The organism is Serratia sp. 2C06 (assembly GCF_050037615.1).
In the GTDB taxonomy this organism is placed as follows: domain Bacteria; phylum Pseudomonadota; class Gammaproteobacteria; order Enterobacterales; family Enterobacteriaceae; genus Serratia; species Serratia ureilytica.
In genome coordinates, this window is the sequence record NZ_CP188299.1 from 3,519,430 (window position 1) to 3,534,089 (window position 14,660).

At 63.5% G+C, this 14,660-nt stretch carries 14 protein-coding genes; 9 read left to right on the forward strand and 5 right to left on the reverse strand.

Annotated elements, in window-relative coordinates; translation table 11 throughout:
* The first annotated feature begins 140 nt into the window (after positions 1-140).
* From ACP3TA_RS17480 to ACP3TA_RS17500, 5 genes are all read left to right on the forward strand, one after another.
* Positions 141-1,196, forward strand: coding sequence for a P1 family peptidase (locus ACP3TA_RS17480; RefSeq protein WP_033650461.1), 1,056 nt, complete (start codon positions 141-143; stop codon positions 1,194-1,196).
* Between the two features lie 15 nt (positions 1,197-1,211).
* On the forward strand, positions 1,212-2,036 hold the full coding sequence (locus ACP3TA_RS17485) for a M55 family metallopeptidase (RefSeq protein ID WP_033643001.1): 825 nt from the start codon (positions 1,212-1,214) through the stop codon (positions 2,034-2,036).
* 201 nt (positions 2,037-2,237) lie between these two features.
* A complete protein-coding gene (locus ACP3TA_RS17490; RefSeq protein ID WP_206195900.1) occupies positions 2,238-4,460 on the forward strand; it encodes a xanthine dehydrogenase family protein molybdopterin-binding subunit in 2,223 nt (740 codons plus the stop codon).
* Positions 4,460-4,918, forward strand: a complete 459-nt coding sequence (locus tag ACP3TA_RS17495; protein ID WP_206195899.1) for a (2Fe-2S)-binding protein — start codon at positions 4,460-4,462, stop codon at positions 4,916-4,918. Before ACP3TA_RS17490 ends, ACP3TA_RS17495 begins: the two co-directional genes overlap by 1 nt.
* Before the next feature lie 11 nt (positions 4,919-4,929).
* The gene (locus tag ACP3TA_RS17500; RefSeq protein WP_033643003.1) at positions 4,930-6,234 is read left to right on the forward strand and encodes a c-type cytochrome; all 1,305 of its coding nucleotides are present in this window, start codon (positions 4,930-4,932) and stop codon (positions 6,232-6,234) included.
* A gap of 36 nt (positions 6,235-6,270) precedes the next feature.
* Here the strand turns inward: ACP3TA_RS17500 and ACP3TA_RS17505 are convergent, their stop codons facing one another.
* Both ACP3TA_RS17505 and ACP3TA_RS17510 read right to left on the reverse strand, forming a co-directional pair.
* Positions 6,271-7,440, reverse strand: coding sequence for a cupin domain-containing protein (locus ACP3TA_RS17505; protein ID WP_042784444.1), 1,170 nt, complete (start codon positions 7,438-7,440; stop codon positions 6,271-6,273).
* Between the two features lie 290 nt (positions 7,441-7,730).
* Complete coding sequence (locus ACP3TA_RS17510; protein WP_033643004.1) at positions 7,731-8,642, reverse strand: LysR family transcriptional regulator; 912 nt, start codon at positions 8,640-8,642, stop codon at positions 7,731-7,733.
* A 103-nt stretch (positions 8,643-8,745) separates the two neighbouring features.
* On the opposite strand from ACP3TA_RS17510, the gene ACP3TA_RS17515 reads away from it, so the two are divergent.
* Positions 8,746-9,312, forward strand: a complete 567-nt coding sequence (locus tag ACP3TA_RS17515; RefSeq protein WP_069100536.1) for a chromate transporter — start codon at positions 8,746-8,748, stop codon at positions 9,310-9,312.
* Positions 9,309-9,830: a chromate transporter gene (locus ACP3TA_RS17520; RefSeq protein ID WP_046688471.1), complete on the forward strand. Its 522-nt coding sequence runs from the start codon at positions 9,309-9,311 to the stop codon at positions 9,828-9,830. Before ACP3TA_RS17515 ends, ACP3TA_RS17520 begins: the two co-directional genes overlap by 4 nt.
* Before the next feature lie 4 nt (positions 9,831-9,834).
* On the opposite strand, the gene ACP3TA_RS17525 is transcribed toward ACP3TA_RS17520, so the two are convergent.
* Positions 9,835-10,188 (reverse strand): protease inhibitor Inh/omp19 family protein, encoded by a 354-nt coding sequence (locus ACP3TA_RS17525; protein WP_033650455.1) that lies wholly within the window; start codon positions 10,186-10,188, stop codon positions 9,835-9,837.
* Positions 10,189-10,599: 411 nt separating this feature from the next.
* On the opposite strand from ACP3TA_RS17525, the gene ACP3TA_RS17530 reads away from it, so the two are divergent.
* Positions 10,600-12,216 (forward strand): serralysin family metalloprotease, encoded by a 1,617-nt coding sequence (locus tag ACP3TA_RS17530; RefSeq protein WP_206195897.1) that lies wholly within the window; start codon positions 10,600-10,602, stop codon positions 12,214-12,216.
* Positions 12,217-12,257: 41 nt separating this feature from the next.
* Here the strand turns inward: ACP3TA_RS17530 and ACP3TA_RS17535 are convergent, their stop codons facing one another.
* Both ACP3TA_RS17535 and ACP3TA_RS17540 read right to left on the reverse strand, forming a co-directional pair.
* Complete coding sequence (locus ACP3TA_RS17535) at positions 12,258-12,908, reverse strand: dihydrofolate reductase family protein (RefSeq protein WP_042784450.1); 651 nt, start codon at positions 12,906-12,908, stop codon at positions 12,258-12,260.
* Between the two features lie 69 nt (positions 12,909-12,977).
* Entirely contained in the window at positions 12,978-13,982 is a 1,005-nt protein-coding gene (locus tag ACP3TA_RS17540; protein WP_160204276.1) for an alpha/beta fold hydrolase, read from the reverse strand.
* A gap of 232 nt (positions 13,983-14,214) precedes the next feature.
* On the opposite strand from ACP3TA_RS17540, the gene ACP3TA_RS17545 reads away from it, so the two are divergent.
* On the forward strand, positions 14,215-14,646 hold the full coding sequence (locus ACP3TA_RS17545; RefSeq protein WP_033643010.1) for a DcrB-related protein: 432 nt from the start codon (positions 14,215-14,217) through the stop codon (positions 14,644-14,646).
* Positions 14,647-14,660: the final 14 nt, after the last annotated feature.

The window sequence follows — 14,660 nt, forward strand, 5'->3', positions numbered from 1 at the left end:
CATTGCTTTTCTCCCTAAAAACCCAATAAGTGGCGATGGGGCAAGGCTATTTTTACTGCTCGCTTCCGCTTTCAATTTACGGCGCGGCGCATTGCGCGATATTCTGGTTTTCTGATGGGCTAACGGCGGATGAGGGAACCATGACAGACAGCCAGGCATTTGAACAACAAAGCCTCGATAATCTGCTGAGCTATTGGCGGCGCCACCGCCGCCTGCCGGGCGCGCGTTATCCGGCCGGCCCGACCGACACCCTGTGCGACGTGCCGGGCGTCAGCGTCGGGCATCACACGCTGGCCGACGGCGAATGTCAGACCGGCGTCACCGCCATCGTGCCGCCGGGCGATCTGTTCAACCAGCCGCTGCCGTGCGGCAGCGCGGTGCTCAACGGCTTCGCCAAGCCGCTGGGGCTGGTGCAGCTGAACGAACTGGGGGTGCTGCAAACGCCGATCCTGCTGAGCAACACCTTCGCGGTCGGCACGCTGTTCAACGCCATGGTGCGGCGCAGCTGCCGGCGCTACCCGCAGATCGGCCGCGGCAGCGCCACCATCAACCCGCTGGTGCTGGAGTGCAACGACGGCTACCTCAACGATATTCAGGCGATGGCGGTGCGTGAGGAACACGTCTTCAGCGCGCTGGATAACCATTCCACCCGCTTTGCGCGCGGCAGCGTCGGCGCCGGGCGCGGCATGAGCAGTTTCGGCTTGAAAGGGGGCATCGGCACCGCCTCGCGCTATTGCCCGGGGCTCGGCACCACGCTCGGCGTGCTGGTGTTGGCCAACTTCGGCACCCTCGACTCGCTGACGCTGAGCGGCGTGCGCGTCGGCCAGGCGCTGGGCAAGCTGTTGGCGGATCCGCCGCCGCAGGTGGACGCCGGTTCGGTCATCATCATCATCGCCTGCGATCGGGCGCTGGACAGCCGCCAGCTGAACCGCATCGCCCGCCGCGCGGGCGCGGGCCTGGGGCGGGTGGGCAGCCATTGGGGGCACGGCTCCGGCGACATCGCGCTGGCGTTCTCCACTCGGTTACTGGGGGCGACGCTGCCGGACGAACGGCTGGAGCCGCTGTTCGCGGCGGCGGCGGACGCCACCGAATACGCGGTGCTGGATGCGTTGCTCAGCGCCGAAGGCGTCAGCGGCTTCGAGCAGCATGCGCGCGTGGCGCTGGGCCCGCTGCTCGATCGGCTGGCGGCAAATTAAATACAGGAGCCTGATGTGAAAGTCTTTATCTCTGCGGATATCGAGGGGATCGCCGGCGTGATGCGGCCGGAGCAGTGCAACCCGGCCCACGCCGACTATGCGGCGGCGCGCGAGCTGATGGAGCAGGAGGTCAACGCCGCCATCGACGGCGCTTTTGCCGGCGGCGCCACCGAGGTGACGGTGGCCGACAGCCACGCGATGATGCAGAACCTGCGCGCCGAACGCATCGATGCGCGGGCGCGCCTGGTGCAGGGCAAACCGCGCGGGCTGTCGATGGTGGAAGGGCTGCAGCATCAACGTTACGACGGCCTGATGTTTATCGGTTATCACAGCGCCGCCGGCGAGCGCGGCGTGCTGGCGCATACCATCAACGGCCGGGCCTTTTATCGCGTCAGCCTGAACGGCGAGGCGGTAGGCGAAAGCGATCTGTATGCGGCGGCGGCGGCCGAGTTGAACGTGCCGCTGTGGCTGGTGAGCGGTGACGACGAGCTGCAACGCTGGATCGCTGAACGTTATCCGCAATCCGGCTATGTTTGCGTGAAACGCGCCCTCTCGCAAACCGCCGCCGAATCGCTCAGCCCACAGCGGGCACGCGCCGAGATCCGCGAGCGCGCGATGCAACAGGTGCGCCAGGGCGCCAGACTGCCGGTGGAGCGCCGTTTTATGCCGCCTTACCGGCTGACGCTGATGGCGGCCAAACCGGTGCTGGCGGATCTGTTCAGCCTGGTGCCCGGCGTGGAGCGCCAGGATGCGCTCACCGTGGCCTTCGACAGCGACAACATGGCGGCGCCAATCCGCCTGCTCAGCGTCTTCTCCTATCTGGCGACGACGCAGAGCTGACCCCCGGTGCGGGTTCCCGCCCGCACCGCACGATTCTCCAATAGAAAATCCCTCTTCAACATTAAGCCTACTGGATAATAGGCTACGCTAATTATTGCTCTGTTGTGCTATGTCACCTGACCGGCGCGGCAAGCCATTCCCATAATTAGCGCTGTTTCGCCGAAGGCAGTGACGCCTTCGGTTTTTTTGGAGTCATGAGCAATGAGCATATCCCAAGTTCCGCTTTCGCGGCGGCGGTTTATCGTCGGCGCCGGGGCGTTGGTGATCGGCGCCTATCTGCCGTCCACCGGCGCGCTGGCGCGCTCGAACGCCCCGGCCGCCGCCGGCGCGACGGCGTTTGACGCCAACGCCTTCGTCCAGATCGGCGCCGACGGCATCGTCACCGTCATCAGTAAACACACCGAAGTGGGCCAGGGGGTCTATACCGGCATGGCGACGCTGGTCGCCGAAGAGCTCGACGCCGACTGGGCGCAGGTGCGGGTCGTGGCCGCGCCGGTGGACACCGCCGTCTACAAGAACCTGGCGTTCGGATTCCAGGGCACCGGCGGTTCCAGCTCGGTGGCCAACGCCTATGAACAGATGCGGCGCATGGGCGCCATGGCGCGCGCGCTGCTGGTGCAGGCCGCCGCGCAGAGCTGGAAAACCTCCGCGCAGGAAATCACCGTGCAGGCGGGCAAGATCCGCCATGCCGCCAGCGGGCGCGAAGCGGGTTTCGGCGAGTTCGCCGAGTTGGCCGCCACGCTGCCGCCGCCCGATCCCGCCAGCCTGGCGCTGAAGGATCCGGCCAATTTCACCCTGATCGGCAAAACGCGCGGTCTGCACCGCGTCGATTCACTGGCGAAAACCAACGGCAGCGCGCAGTTCTCGCAGGATATCCACGAGCCGGACATGCTGACCGTCACCCTCAAGAAACCGCCGCGCTTCGGCGGCAAGGTGGCGACGTTTGACGCCGAACGTGCGTTGGCGGTGCCGGGCGTGGTGGCGGTGAAACAGGTTGCCACCGGCGTGGCGGTTTACGCCAAAAACACCTGGGCGGCGATCCAGGGGCGGGATCGGCTTAGGGTCACCTGGGACGATGCGCAGGCGGAGCGACGCAACACCGAGGAAATCTACGCCGAATTCCGCCAGGTGGCGCAGAAAACCGGCGTAGTGGCGAAGAGTCTCGGTAAGCCGGACGAGGTGTTCGACAAGGCCGATAAGGTGATCGAGGCCGAATACACCTTCCCCTACGTCGCGCACGCGCCGATGGAGCCGCTGGACGGCTATCTGTTCTGGGACGGCGAGAGCGTCAAGGCGCGCTACGGCTGCCAAATTCAGACGCTCGACCATAAGCAGCTGTGCGATCTGTTCGAGTTGCCGCCGGACAAGGTACAGATTGAAACCATTCTGGCGGGCGGCAGCTTCGGCCGTCGCATCGATTTAGGCAACCCGACGCTGGGGCCGGATCTGGCGGCCGACATGGCGGCGGCGGCCAAGGGCATCGGCCCCGGCCACGGCGTGAAAGTGGTGTGGACGCGCGAGGACGACATCCGCAACGGCTGGTATCGCCCGATGATCCTGCACCGCCTGCGCGGCGCCATTCGCGGCGGCAAGGTGGTGGGCTGGACCGATACCGTGGTCGGCCACTCCTGGACGCGCCACAGCGCGATGGATGCGTTGGTGGTCAACGGCCTCGATCAGATGATGGTCGAGGGCGCCAGCGAGGTGCCTTATACCTTCGAAGCCTTCCGCTGCGATGCACATATCGTGCCCGGCAAGGTGCCGACCACCTCGCTGCGGTCGGTCGCCAGCACCCACACCGGCCACGCGGTGGAGAGCTTTATCGATCAACTGCTGCAGGAAACCGGGCAGGATCCGGTCGAAGGGCGGCTGGCGCTGATGGGCGACGCGCCGCGCGCGGCGGGCGTGTTGCGGGCGGTGGCCAAAGCCGCTGATTGGCAGGGCGCCAAGGTGGTGGACGGACGCGCGCGCGGCGTGGGCGTCGCCAAGGCGTTCGATACCTATGTGGCGCAGGTGGCCGAGGTATCGATCGGCGAAGGCGGCATCCCGAAAGTGCATAAAGTGTGGTGCGCGGTGGACTGCGGCGTGGCGGTGAATCCCGATGTGATCCGCGCGCAGATCGAGGGCGGCATCGGCTACGGCCTGAGCCTGGCGCTGTACGGCAATATCACGCTGAAAGACGGCGTGGTCGAACAGTCCAACTTCAATAACTTCCGCCCACTGCGCATCGATGAGATGCCGGAGATCGAGGTGATCATCGTGCCCTCGAGCGAAAAACCGACCGGCGTGGGCGAGCTGGGGGTGCCGACTATCGCTCCGGCGGTCGGCAACGCGCTGGCGCTGCTCGGGCGGCCGCGTAGCTCGCTGAGCCTGCCACTGCATAATCCCACTGCGAATCCGGCGTCTGACAAGGAGAGAACCTGATGATTCATTTAACCGTAAACGATCAGCCGCTGACCTTCGAGGGTGATCCGCACATGCCGCTGCTGTGGTTTCTGCGTGACGAAGCCGGCCTGACCGGCACCAAGTTCGGCTGCGGCATCGCCATGTGCGGCGCTTGCACCGTGCATCTGGACGGCGTACCGGTGCGTTCGTGCATGACGCCGGTCTCCGCCGCCGTCGGCAAAAAAATCACTACCATCGAAGCCGTGGGCGCCACGCCGGAAGGCAAGGCGGTGCAGGAGGCCTGGCTCAACCTGGACGTGGTGCAGTGCGGCTACTGCCAGTCCGGCCAGATCATGAGCGCCAGCGCGCTGCTGGCGCAAAGCAAGAACCCGAGCGATGCGGACATCGACGCGGCGATGGGCGGCAACGTCTGCCGCTGCGCCACCTATGTGCGCATTCGCGCCGCCATCCACCAGGCCGCCAAGGCATTGGGTTAGGGAGAGATGCGATGAGCAATGCCTTGAAAGGGCTGTTATGGCTGATTATCGCCGTGGTGGTGTTGGCGGGAGGATACGCGCTGTACTCGCTGCTGCGGCCCACCGGCGCGGAGCCTGCGGCGCCGATCGCCGGGGCGCCGGCCGGCATGACCGACAAACTGGCGCGCGGCGAGTACCTGGCGCGCGCCGCCGACTGCGTGGCGTGCCACACCGCGCCGGGCGGCGCGCCTTATGCGGGCGGTTTCGCTTTCAAGCTGCCGTTCGGCACCATTTACGGCACCAACATCACCGCCGACAAGGAAACCGGCATCGGCAACTGGAGCGACGATCAGTTCGTGCGCGCGGTGCGTGAGGGCATCGGCCCGCAGGGCAACCTGTATCCGGCGATGCCTTATACCTCGTACACCGAACTGAGCCGCGACGACGTGCTGGCGATCAAGGATTATCTGTTCAGCCTGCCGCCGGTGAAACAGGCCAACCCGCAAAACGATCTGTCGTTCCCGTTCAACCAGCGTTGGGGCATGAAATTCTGGAACCTGGCGTTCTTCCATGAGCAACGCTTCGCGCCGGATCTCAACAAGGACGAGCAGTGGAACCGCGGCGCTTATCTGGCGACGGCGCTGGGCCACTGCGGCGAGTGTCACACGCCGCGCAATCTGGGGTTCGGCCTCAACCAGAGCAAGCACCTGAGCGGTGAAGTGGTGCAAGGCTGGTTCGCCGCCAACATCACGCCGGACAAACAGACCGGCATCGGCGGCTGGAGCGACCAGCAGCTGTCGCAATATCTGGCCACCGGTCATGCGCCGGGGCGCAGCAGCGCCGGCGGCCCGATGGCGGAAGCGGTGGAAAACAGCCTGCAGTTCCTGACGCCGGAAGATAATATGGCGCTGGTGAAATACCTGCGCGATATCGAGCCGATCGCCGGCGACGGCGCCGCAGCGGTGAACTTGCAGCCGAAGGGCGCGGGGGCTTCCACACCGATCCTGCCGGGCGGGCAAGACAGCTCGCTCGGGCGCCGGGTGTTCGCCAACGACTGCAGCGGCTGCCACCAGTGGAATGGGCCGGGCCGCCAGAGCGAGTATGCGTCGCTGGTCGGCAGCACGGCGGTGAACGATCCGCAGGGGCGCAGCGTGGTGCAGGCCATCCTGAAGGGGACGAGCATCAGCGTCGGCGAGCGGCATGAGATGATGCCGGCGTTCGGCAGCGCGTATTCCGACGAGGAAGTGGCGGCGGTCGCCAACTTTGTGGTCGGCCATTTCGGCGACAAGCAGGGCAAGGTCACCGCCAAACAGGTGGCGGAGCAGCGCAAGCAGTAAAGAAAGCGGCGAGGGAGATTCTCCCTCGCCGCGGCGTCAGCGGCTGCGCCGCGACATCACCCGTTTGTCTTTCGGTCTATCCTGCCAGTCCTCAACCTGATTATTGAAGTTGTCCGCCAGCAGGTAGGCCGGGGTTTTCGCCAGCCAGTCGGACAACGAAATATCCTGATAAATACCGTTGTCCATCACGATCAGTACCTTCAAATCCTCATCGCCGATGTTCTCGATGTAATGGCCGAAGCCCTGCGGCACGTAACCGACGTCCGAAGGGGCGTACTCTTCCGTCTGCGCGTGGCCGTGCGAACTGAACACCGTCATGCGGCCTTTGCCGGCAATATAGTATTGCCATTCGTTGGCATTGGGGTGCCAGTGCAATTCCCGGATTGCGCCGGGTTTCACGATCTCGATGATGCCGGTCATGGTGGTGGAAATGGGAAATTCTTTCGACGACACCAAATGGACGCTGCCGGCGTCATTTTCAAAGAACGGCTTTTGCTTCATTAATTCATAGCGGTGGGTCAGCGGGGCGTTATTTAATCCGCCGTCGCTTTTCGGCAATGGCAATGTGGGCGGAACGGCGCCGCCGACAATATAAGCCTCGCCCTGTTTGGCCTTGGAAAATACCGCCGCCGGCATGTCGACGCTTTTTTCCAATACTTCTTTCGGCATATGCGCCACCCAATCGGTAATGCTGAAGGTGCCGAATTCGGAGAAGTGGCCGTTATCAAACGCCAGAATAAAATGCGCGCCGTCCGCCAGCGCCTGAATGGAATGGCCATAGCCTTTCGGGAAATACCAGACGTCGCCGGGGCCGAAGTCCGCCACCTCACATTTGCCTTCGGGATCGAGGATGGTGATGCGCGCATGGCCTTCCAGCATAAACGCCCATTCGGCGGCGATGGCGTGCCAGTGCAGTTCGCGCACGCCGCCCGGCTCCAGCGTCATGTCGACGCCCGCCACGCCTTCGGAGATCGGGAATTGCTCGACGGTGGCTTCGCGCGCCCAGCCGTTGGGCAGGCTGCGCTTTTTGCTGTCGGTGAATTTGTATTTATAGAGATGCTGCGCATCGGCAGGCGGCTGATAGCTGCTGGGGGGCACGATATTGCGATGGTCGTCGGCAGCGGCATTTTTGGCGATGCCGCCGATCATGCCGGCGGCGGCCGCGCTGACGGCGGAGACTTTCAATATATCACGACGTGATAGCATAGCGTTTTCTCCAATATAAAACCGTGCGCCTGCAGCAGCAGGCGACAGGGAAGGCGCGATCGCCATTGAAATGATTTTTTGTCATCGGCGGGAATAGGCTGTGACCCTTAAATCCTAGCGGCTGGAATGTATTGCGTAGGCGCTTATTTGTTTGCGTTTGTTACTAAGTGAGAGCGGGTTTAATTAATTAACCGGAAGTTGAATAGTCATGGATTGGAATTAATTTTCACCGCTCACAGGCTTAAATAAATAATAAACGAACGTCATTTTTTATTGGCCGTTCGGGCTTTTTATGACTGCCCCACGGTCTCCAGCACCAACTGACGAAAGCGCTCGACGATCGGCGAAGCCGGGCTGCGGCGCAGCGCCAGGTAAAGCGGGGCGCTGAGCTGCGCTTCTGCGGCGAGAGTGCGGTAGACGATGCCGTCGCCGCCCAGCCGCCGCATGGAACCGGGCACGATTGACACCCCTAATCCGGCGCCCACCAGGCTGAGGGTGGCCGGCAGGCGCGGCGCTTCCTGCACGATGCGCGGGCTGAAACCGGCGCGGTGGCAGGCGGCCAGGATGGCGTCGTACAGCCCCTGGCCGGCCGGGCGGCGATAGAGAATAAACGCCTCGTGGGCCAGTTCGGCCAACGGCAGCGGTTGCTGCGTTTCTTGCGCCAGCCGATGGCCCAGCGGCAGGGCGACGATCATCGGCTCGCTGAGCACCGGCTCGACGCTCAGGCCGGGAATGCCGTTGGCCGGCGAGCGCACGAAGGCCGCGTCGAGGCGCTGTTCCAGCAACGCCTCCATCAGTTCGCCGCTGCCGGCTTCTTCCAGTTGAGTGGTGATGCCCGGCAGGATGTCGCGGTAGCGGCGCAGCAGGTTGGGCACGAACGGGTGCAGCGCGGCGGAACTGGTGAAACCGATGGCGATGTGGCCCTGCTCGCCGCGGGCGGCGCGCTGCACCGCTTCGCGCAGGCGTTCGGCGCGCGCCAGCAGGGCGCGGGCTTCTTCGAACAGCACGCCGCCCGCTTCGGTGACGCGCACGCCGCGCGGCAATCGCTGTAACAACTTCACGCCCAATTCGTCTTCCAACCCCTGCAACAGGCGGGTCAGCGGCGGCTGCTGGATAAACAGCCGCTCGGCGGCGCGGGTGATGTTGCCTTCTTCCACCACGGTGACGAACGCCCGCAGGCGACGCAGTTCAATCATAGCCATACCTCAAAGGTATCTTTCTTTGTTCCGGAATGCATTAGACATCATGGCACGGCGACGCGCATGATACCAGACATCAAAACAAGCGATGTGGAACGGCAATGTCATGTCAGATATCAATACGTTAAAACCGCACCCGGCGGTAGCGCCGGGCAACGCGGCGCTGTTTTTGGGCTTTCTGTGGCTGGGGCTGATCGGCTTCGGCGGCGTACTGCCGATGGCGCGCAGCATGTTGGTGGAACGCCGGCGCTGGCTGAACGCGGAACAGTTCACCGAGCTGCTCGGCCTGTGCCAGTTTTTGCCCGGCGGCAATGTGATCAACCTGTCGGTGGCGGTGGGGATGGAATTTCGCGGGCTGCGCGGCGCGCTGTGCGCCTTGCTGGGCCTCATCAGCGCGCCGACGGCGATCGTGGTGGGACTGGGCGTGGTGTACACCCGCTTCCAAAACGATCCCCATGTGCAGCATGTGTTCGCCGGGCTGGCCGCCGCCGCCGCCGGGCTGCTGCTCTCGACCGGGATCAAGATGCTGCTGCCGCTGCGCGGCAAATGGCCGGCGCTGGCGATCGTCGCGCTGGCGCTGATCGCCATTGCCTGGCTGCGCCTGCCGCTGTTGCCGACCATGCTGGTGCTGGCGCCGCTGAGCATTCTGCTGATGTGGCGGTGGCCGTCATGAGCGGGGTGTTGATGGCGTTGGCGCTGATCTTCACCGAGCTCTCTTTATTGGCGTTCGGCGGTGGCATGACCATTCTGCCGGAGATGCAGCGGCAAGTGGTAGAGGTGCATCAGTGGATGAGCGCCCAGGAGTTCAGCGCGCTGTTCGCCATGGCGCAGGCCGCGCCGGGGCCGAACATGATGATCGTACCGCTGGTCGGTTGGCACGTGGCCGGCTGGGCGGGGCTGCTGGTTTCTTCGATCGCCAAGTTCGGGCCGTCTTCCATCGTTACGCTATTGGTGATGGGCGCCTGGCGGCGCTTTAAGGATCGTCCGTGGCGCCGCATCGTGCAGGCCGGGCTGGTGCCGCTGACCGTGGGGCTGGTGGTGGCCAGCGGCCTTTTGATCGCCGAGGCTTCCGCGCCCAATTGGCGGCTGGCGGCGATCGTGGCGCTGGCGACGGGATTAAGCATGAGCAAGCGCCTCCATCCGCTGTGGGTGCTGGCGGGCGGCGCGCTGCTCGGCCTGCTGTTTGCCTGAAGGATTAGCGCGGGATCAGCACAAAGCGTGAAGGGCCGTTGCGGTCGATCAGCTCATAGCGCTTCGGCGCGGTCAGGGCCAGAAACGCCACCATGCTCCCTTCAGCGTCGGTCAGCGTCATGCCGTCCGGCGTCGGCCGCCAGGCGACTGGCAGCGCGTGCAGCGCCAGCGGCTGCAGGCACTCGGCGGAGGCGCTGAAGCGGAAAGCGTTGGTGTTGGCTACCGTTTCGTCGCTCAGCTGCACCTCGCAGACGGCTTTACCGTCGCCGATGGCGGCGAGCTGCCAGTCGCCCTTCAGCGCGGCGGGTTCCAGCAACGGCAGTGAACTGCCCAGGGCACTGCTGCACAATACGCTCATAACGACTCCTGTCAGGCTGGCGCGGCGCAAGGCGCGCATAAGGAAATGGGTTGGCATCGGGTCACTCCTTTCGGCTGTCCGTTCACACCTTAGCACGTTCCCGGCGGGATGATGAGGCAAGGATTAGGTTTTTTAATCCTCGATTATTCTGATCTAACCGTCGCTAAAAGGCGCGAAAAGACGAGTGATTAACCTGTTATTGCGCTTATTTTTCTCATTAATATAGTGAGAATACAAATTGTTATGGTTATCTCCTTCTTAACGCCCGGCGCGGTGAAGCCAGGCTGGGCGGGCTCGCGCCGCCGGAGTGAGTCACTATACTGGTCAATCCTAAGCCTCGGCTTAGATAAGAACGACTGATGAATAGTCTTACAAATCGAGTGGATTCCTAGTGTGTAAAAGGAGAATGCAATGAGCAGTCGCCACAACGACATTTTGCAAGATGACGATGAGTTCACCAGCCTGGCCGCCACATCCCCCAACGATCATAACTATCAGTTTTACTATCACCAGCCCGGCAGCCCCTATGACGGATTGGGCTACGGCGCGCTGTTCACGCTGGACAACGCTAACCTGTACAGTAACCAGCGCGGCGGGGCGGCGATTAATAATTTGGGTAAAATCCGTGATAACTTCAGCTTCGATCGCGCCGCCGATCAGTTGACGCGGCCGGGCCTGACGCACAACGGCGACCAGGTGTATCACCAGCCGGTCGCGCTGACCTATTCCTTCCTGACGCAAAGCGCGCTGAACCGCATCGGCCAGACCGGTGACGGCGACAAGGGGCTGCAGCCGTTGACCCAGGCGGCGCAGGCTCAGGCGCTGAAATCGATGCAGGCGTGGGCCGACGTGGCGAACGTAACCTTCACCGAGGCGGCGTCCACCGATATCAACCACCGCGCGGATATCACCTTCGCCTACTTCACGCAGCGCGCCGACGGCAGCACCGCCGCCGGCAGCGGCCCGAATGCCATCAACGCTTACGCCTATTACCCGCCGAGTTCCAAATCGGGCAGCGATAACGCCTTTGTGGGCACGGTGTGGTTCAACAAAAATTTCGCCACCCATAAGGCGCCGGTTAGCGGCGACTTCAGCAGCCAGACCTTCACCCACGAACTGGGACACGCCCTGGGGCTGGCGCATCCGGGATCTTATGACGCATCGTTAGGCAACCCGAGTTATCAGAATGACGCGGCTTATTATCAGGATTCGCTGCAATACTCGATCATGAGCTATTTCAACGCCGGTTACACCGGCGCCGACACCAAAGGGGTGTATGGCTATGGGCCGATGGTGGATGACATCGCCGCGATCCAGAAGCTGTACGGCGCCAACATGAACACCCGCACCGGCGACACGGTGTACGGCTTCAACTCCAACACCGGCCGTGATTTCCTGACCGCCACGGCGGACAACGGCAAACCGGTCAACTTCGCGGTGTGGGACGCCGGCGGCAACGACACGCTGGACTTCTCCGGCTACAGCCAGCAGCAGATGATCAACCTGAACGACGGCGCGTTCTCCAGCGTCGGCGGCGGCACGCAGAACGTCGCCATCGCGCGCGGGGCGATCATCGAGAACGCCATCGGCGGCAGCGGGCGCGATCTGCTCATCGGCAACGATCAGGACAACCTGCTGGCGGGCAACGCCGGTTCCGACATCCTGTACGGCGGGCGGGGGGCGGACCATCTGTGGGGCGGCAAAGACGCCAACAACTTCACCGACTATTTCGTCTATCTCAACGCCAAAGAGTCGACGGTGGCGGCGTTCGACGTGATTGAAGACTTTGAGCACGGCATCGACAAGATCGATCTCTCCGGCCTGCGCTTCAACAATAGCCTGAGCGAGCTGCGCTTTATCGACAGCGGCAGCGCCTTCAGCGGCCAGAAAGGCGAGATCCAGCTCAACTTCGACGCCTTCAACGGCACCACCGATCTGTTGATGAACACCCAGAGCAACAGCTATGCCGCCGACTTCAAGATCCACGTGGTCGGGCAGGTGGAGCAGAGCGATATTTTGTTTGCCTGAGGTGAGGAAGGGGAAGAGAAAAGGGCCGACCGGCCCTTTTTTTACGACTGGGCCGCCGCGGCGCTTTCCGCCACGAAAGAGCCGGTTTTCACCGCGCCGGCGCGGCGGTAGTGAGCCACAATGACGCCGCCGGGCGAGACCACCGAGTGGGTCAGCGTGAAGGCCGCCGGCGCCGCGTTGTCATCGAACAGCCGCTTGCCGCCGCCGAGCAGCACCGGGTAGGTGAGCAAGCGCAGTTCATCCACCAGATCGTTGGCCAGCAGCTGTTGCATCAGCGTGCTGCTGCCCTGCACCAGCAGCACCGGCCCCTGGGTGCGCTTCAGCTCGCGCAGCCGGGCGAGGATGTCTTGCCCCAGCCACTGGCTGTTCTCCCACGTCAGCGTCTCGCCGTGGTGGGTGGCGACGTACTTGGCCGCCTGATTGAACGTGCGGGCGATGTCGGCGGAAAACGGGTCGGCCTCGTCGGTGATATGCGGCCAGTAGCCGGCGAAGATATCGTAGGTGCGCCGCCCGAGCAGCAGATCGAAAGGCGCAGAGAAAAGTTCGCCCATCGTTTCCGCGACGGCGTCATCCCAGTAGGGGGCGGTCCAACCGCCGAAGCGAAAGCCGCCGCTGCGGTCTTCGTCCTGCCCGCCGGGCGCCTGCATCACGCCGTCGAGGCTGACGAACGCGCTGGCAATAATCTGTCGCATGGCTGTCTCCTGCAATTGAGTGCCAGCTGAAAGTTTAGCCGCCGCGCGCCGGCTGCGCCAACCGGCCGCTCAGGGTTGCAGCGCCTTGAGCAACGCCTGATGGAAGCGCGCCGGCTCCTCCATTTGCGGCGCATGGCCCAGCCCGGCGAATTCGATCAGCGTGGCGTGCGGGATCAGTTTCGCCGCCTGCTTGCCCAGCACCGCGTAGTGCCCGATCTTGGCCTTGACTGCCGGCGGGGCGATATCGCTGCCGATGGCGGTGGTGTCGGCGGTGCCGATCATCAGCGTGGTGGGCGTTTGCAGATCCTTGAACTCGTAATACACCGGCTGGGTGAAGATCATGTCGTAGATCAGCGCCGAGTTCCACGCCACCAGGCGGTGGCCCGGCCCGTTGTTCAGCCCGGCCAGCATATCCACCCAGCGATCGTACTCCGGCTTCCAGCGGCCGCCGTAGTAGGTGCGCTGCTCATAGTTGCGGATGCCCTCGGCGGTGGTGTTCAGCTCGCGCTCGAACCACCGATCGACGCTGCGCCACGGTACGCCTTTCGCCTTCCAGTCCTCAAGACCGATCGGGTTGACCATCACCAGCCGTTCCACCGCCTGCGGATACATCAGGCTATAGCGCGTGGCCAGCATGCCGCCGGTGGAGTGGCCGATGACGATGGCCTTGCTGATGTTCAGATTCTGCAGCAGGCCGTGGGTATTTTGCGCCAGCTGTTGGAAGCTGTACTGGTAATGCGCCGGCTTGGTGGAGGAGCAAAAGCCGATTTGATCGGGCGCGATGACGCGGTAACCGGCCTTGCTCAGCGCCTTGATGGTGTCCTGCCAGGTGGCGGCGCAGAAGTTTTTACCGTGCAGCAGCAGCGCGGTGCGGCCGTTGGCGGCGCCTTCCGGCGGCACGTCCATATAGCCCATTTTTAACGACTGCCCCTGCGAGGTGAAGCTGAATTGTTGCAACGGGTAGGGGTAGTGAAAGCCCTGCAGCTCCGGGCCGAATTTCGGCGTTTCGGTAGCGCCGGCGGTGAACGCGGCCAACGTGGCGCACAACAGCGCGCGGCGGGTTAATCTCAGCATCCTGATCTCCTGAAAAGGGCGATAGCCGAGTATAGCCACAATCGGCGCGCTGGCGCGCCAGTGGTTTCAGATAATTCTGTAATATTAAGGTTTGATTCCCGGCAAGATTCCGACAACGGTCTTTTTCACAGTGAACGGGGTCACGCCGTGCAACATTCGCAGTATCTGATGGTTTTATTTCAAGGCTAAGTTATGCGATGCTTAAGCATTATTTATGCAAAAGGATCCTCGCATGTCCGCTTTATCCCGCTGCGCTTTCAGCGAAGGCAGCGTCGCTTTGCCGGAAGGCTATGCCGATCGCACCGTCAACGTGCTGTTGGCCGGTGATGATGTTTCCCCCTCAGTCAATATTTCCCGCGATGCGCTGCAGCCGGCGGAGAATCTGGAAAGCTACGTCACTCGCCAGCTTGATGCGCTGGCGCAGGGGCTGAAAGGCTGGGCGTTCAAAAGCCGCGAGCCGGCGTCGCTGGGCGATGGGCTGGCCGCCGGTGAGTGGGTACGCGCCAGCTACCTGCGCGACGGCAAACGCATCTGGCAGAACCAGGCGGTGTTCGCGCTGGCGGAAGGCCGGGTGCTGGTGTTCACCCTGGCGATGGCGCGCAAGCTGACGCCGCAAGATGACGCGCTGCTGCAGCAGGTGCTGAACAGCTACCGGGCGGCCTAACGATGAACTCTTTG

Coding starts and splice junctions, on each gene's coding strand:
- ACP3TA_RS17480 (WP_033650461.1), top strand. CDS start 141: ATGACAGACAGCCAGGCATTTGAACAACAAAGCCTCGATAATCTGCTG.
- ACP3TA_RS17490 (WP_206195900.1), top strand. CDS start 2,238: ATGAGCATATCCCAAGTTCCGCTTTCGCGGCGGCGGTTTATCGTCGGC.
- ACP3TA_RS17495 (WP_206195899.1), top strand. CDS start 4,460: ATGATTCATTTAACCGTAAACGATCAGCCGCTGACCTTCGAGGGTGAT.
- ACP3TA_RS17500 (WP_033643003.1), top strand. CDS start 4,930: ATGAGCAATGCCTTGAAAGGGCTGTTATGGCTGATTATCGCCGTGGTG.
- ACP3TA_RS17505 (WP_042784444.1), bottom strand. CDS start 7,440: ATGCTATCACGTCGTGATATATTGAAAGTCTCCGCCGTCAGCGCGGCC.
- ACP3TA_RS17510 (WP_033643004.1), bottom strand. CDS start 8,642: ATGGCTATGATTGAACTGCGTCGCCTGCGGGCGTTCGTCACCGTGGTG.
- ACP3TA_RS17515 (WP_069100536.1), top strand. CDS start 8,746: ATGTCAGATATCAATACGTTAAAACCGCACCCGGCGGTAGCGCCGGGC.
- ACP3TA_RS17520 (WP_046688471.1), top strand. CDS start 9,309: ATGAGCGGGGTGTTGATGGCGTTGGCGCTGATCTTCACCGAGCTCTCT.
- ACP3TA_RS17525 (WP_033650455.1), bottom strand. CDS start 10,188: ATGAGCGTATTGTGCAGCAGTGCCCTGGGCAGTTCACTGCCGTTGCTG.
- ACP3TA_RS17530 (WP_206195897.1), top strand. CDS start 10,600: ATGAGCAGTCGCCACAACGACATTTTGCAAGATGACGATGAGTTCACC.
- ACP3TA_RS17535 (WP_042784450.1), bottom strand. CDS start 12,908: ATGCGACAGATTATTGCCAGCGCGTTCGTCAGCCTCGACGGCGTGATG.
- ACP3TA_RS17540 (WP_160204276.1), bottom strand. CDS start 13,982: ATGCTGAGATTAACCCGCCGCGCGCTGTTGTGCGCCACGTTGGCCGCG.
- ACP3TA_RS17545 (WP_033643010.1), top strand. CDS start 14,215: ATGTCCGCTTTATCCCGCTGCGCTTTCAGCGAAGGCAGCGTCGCTTTG.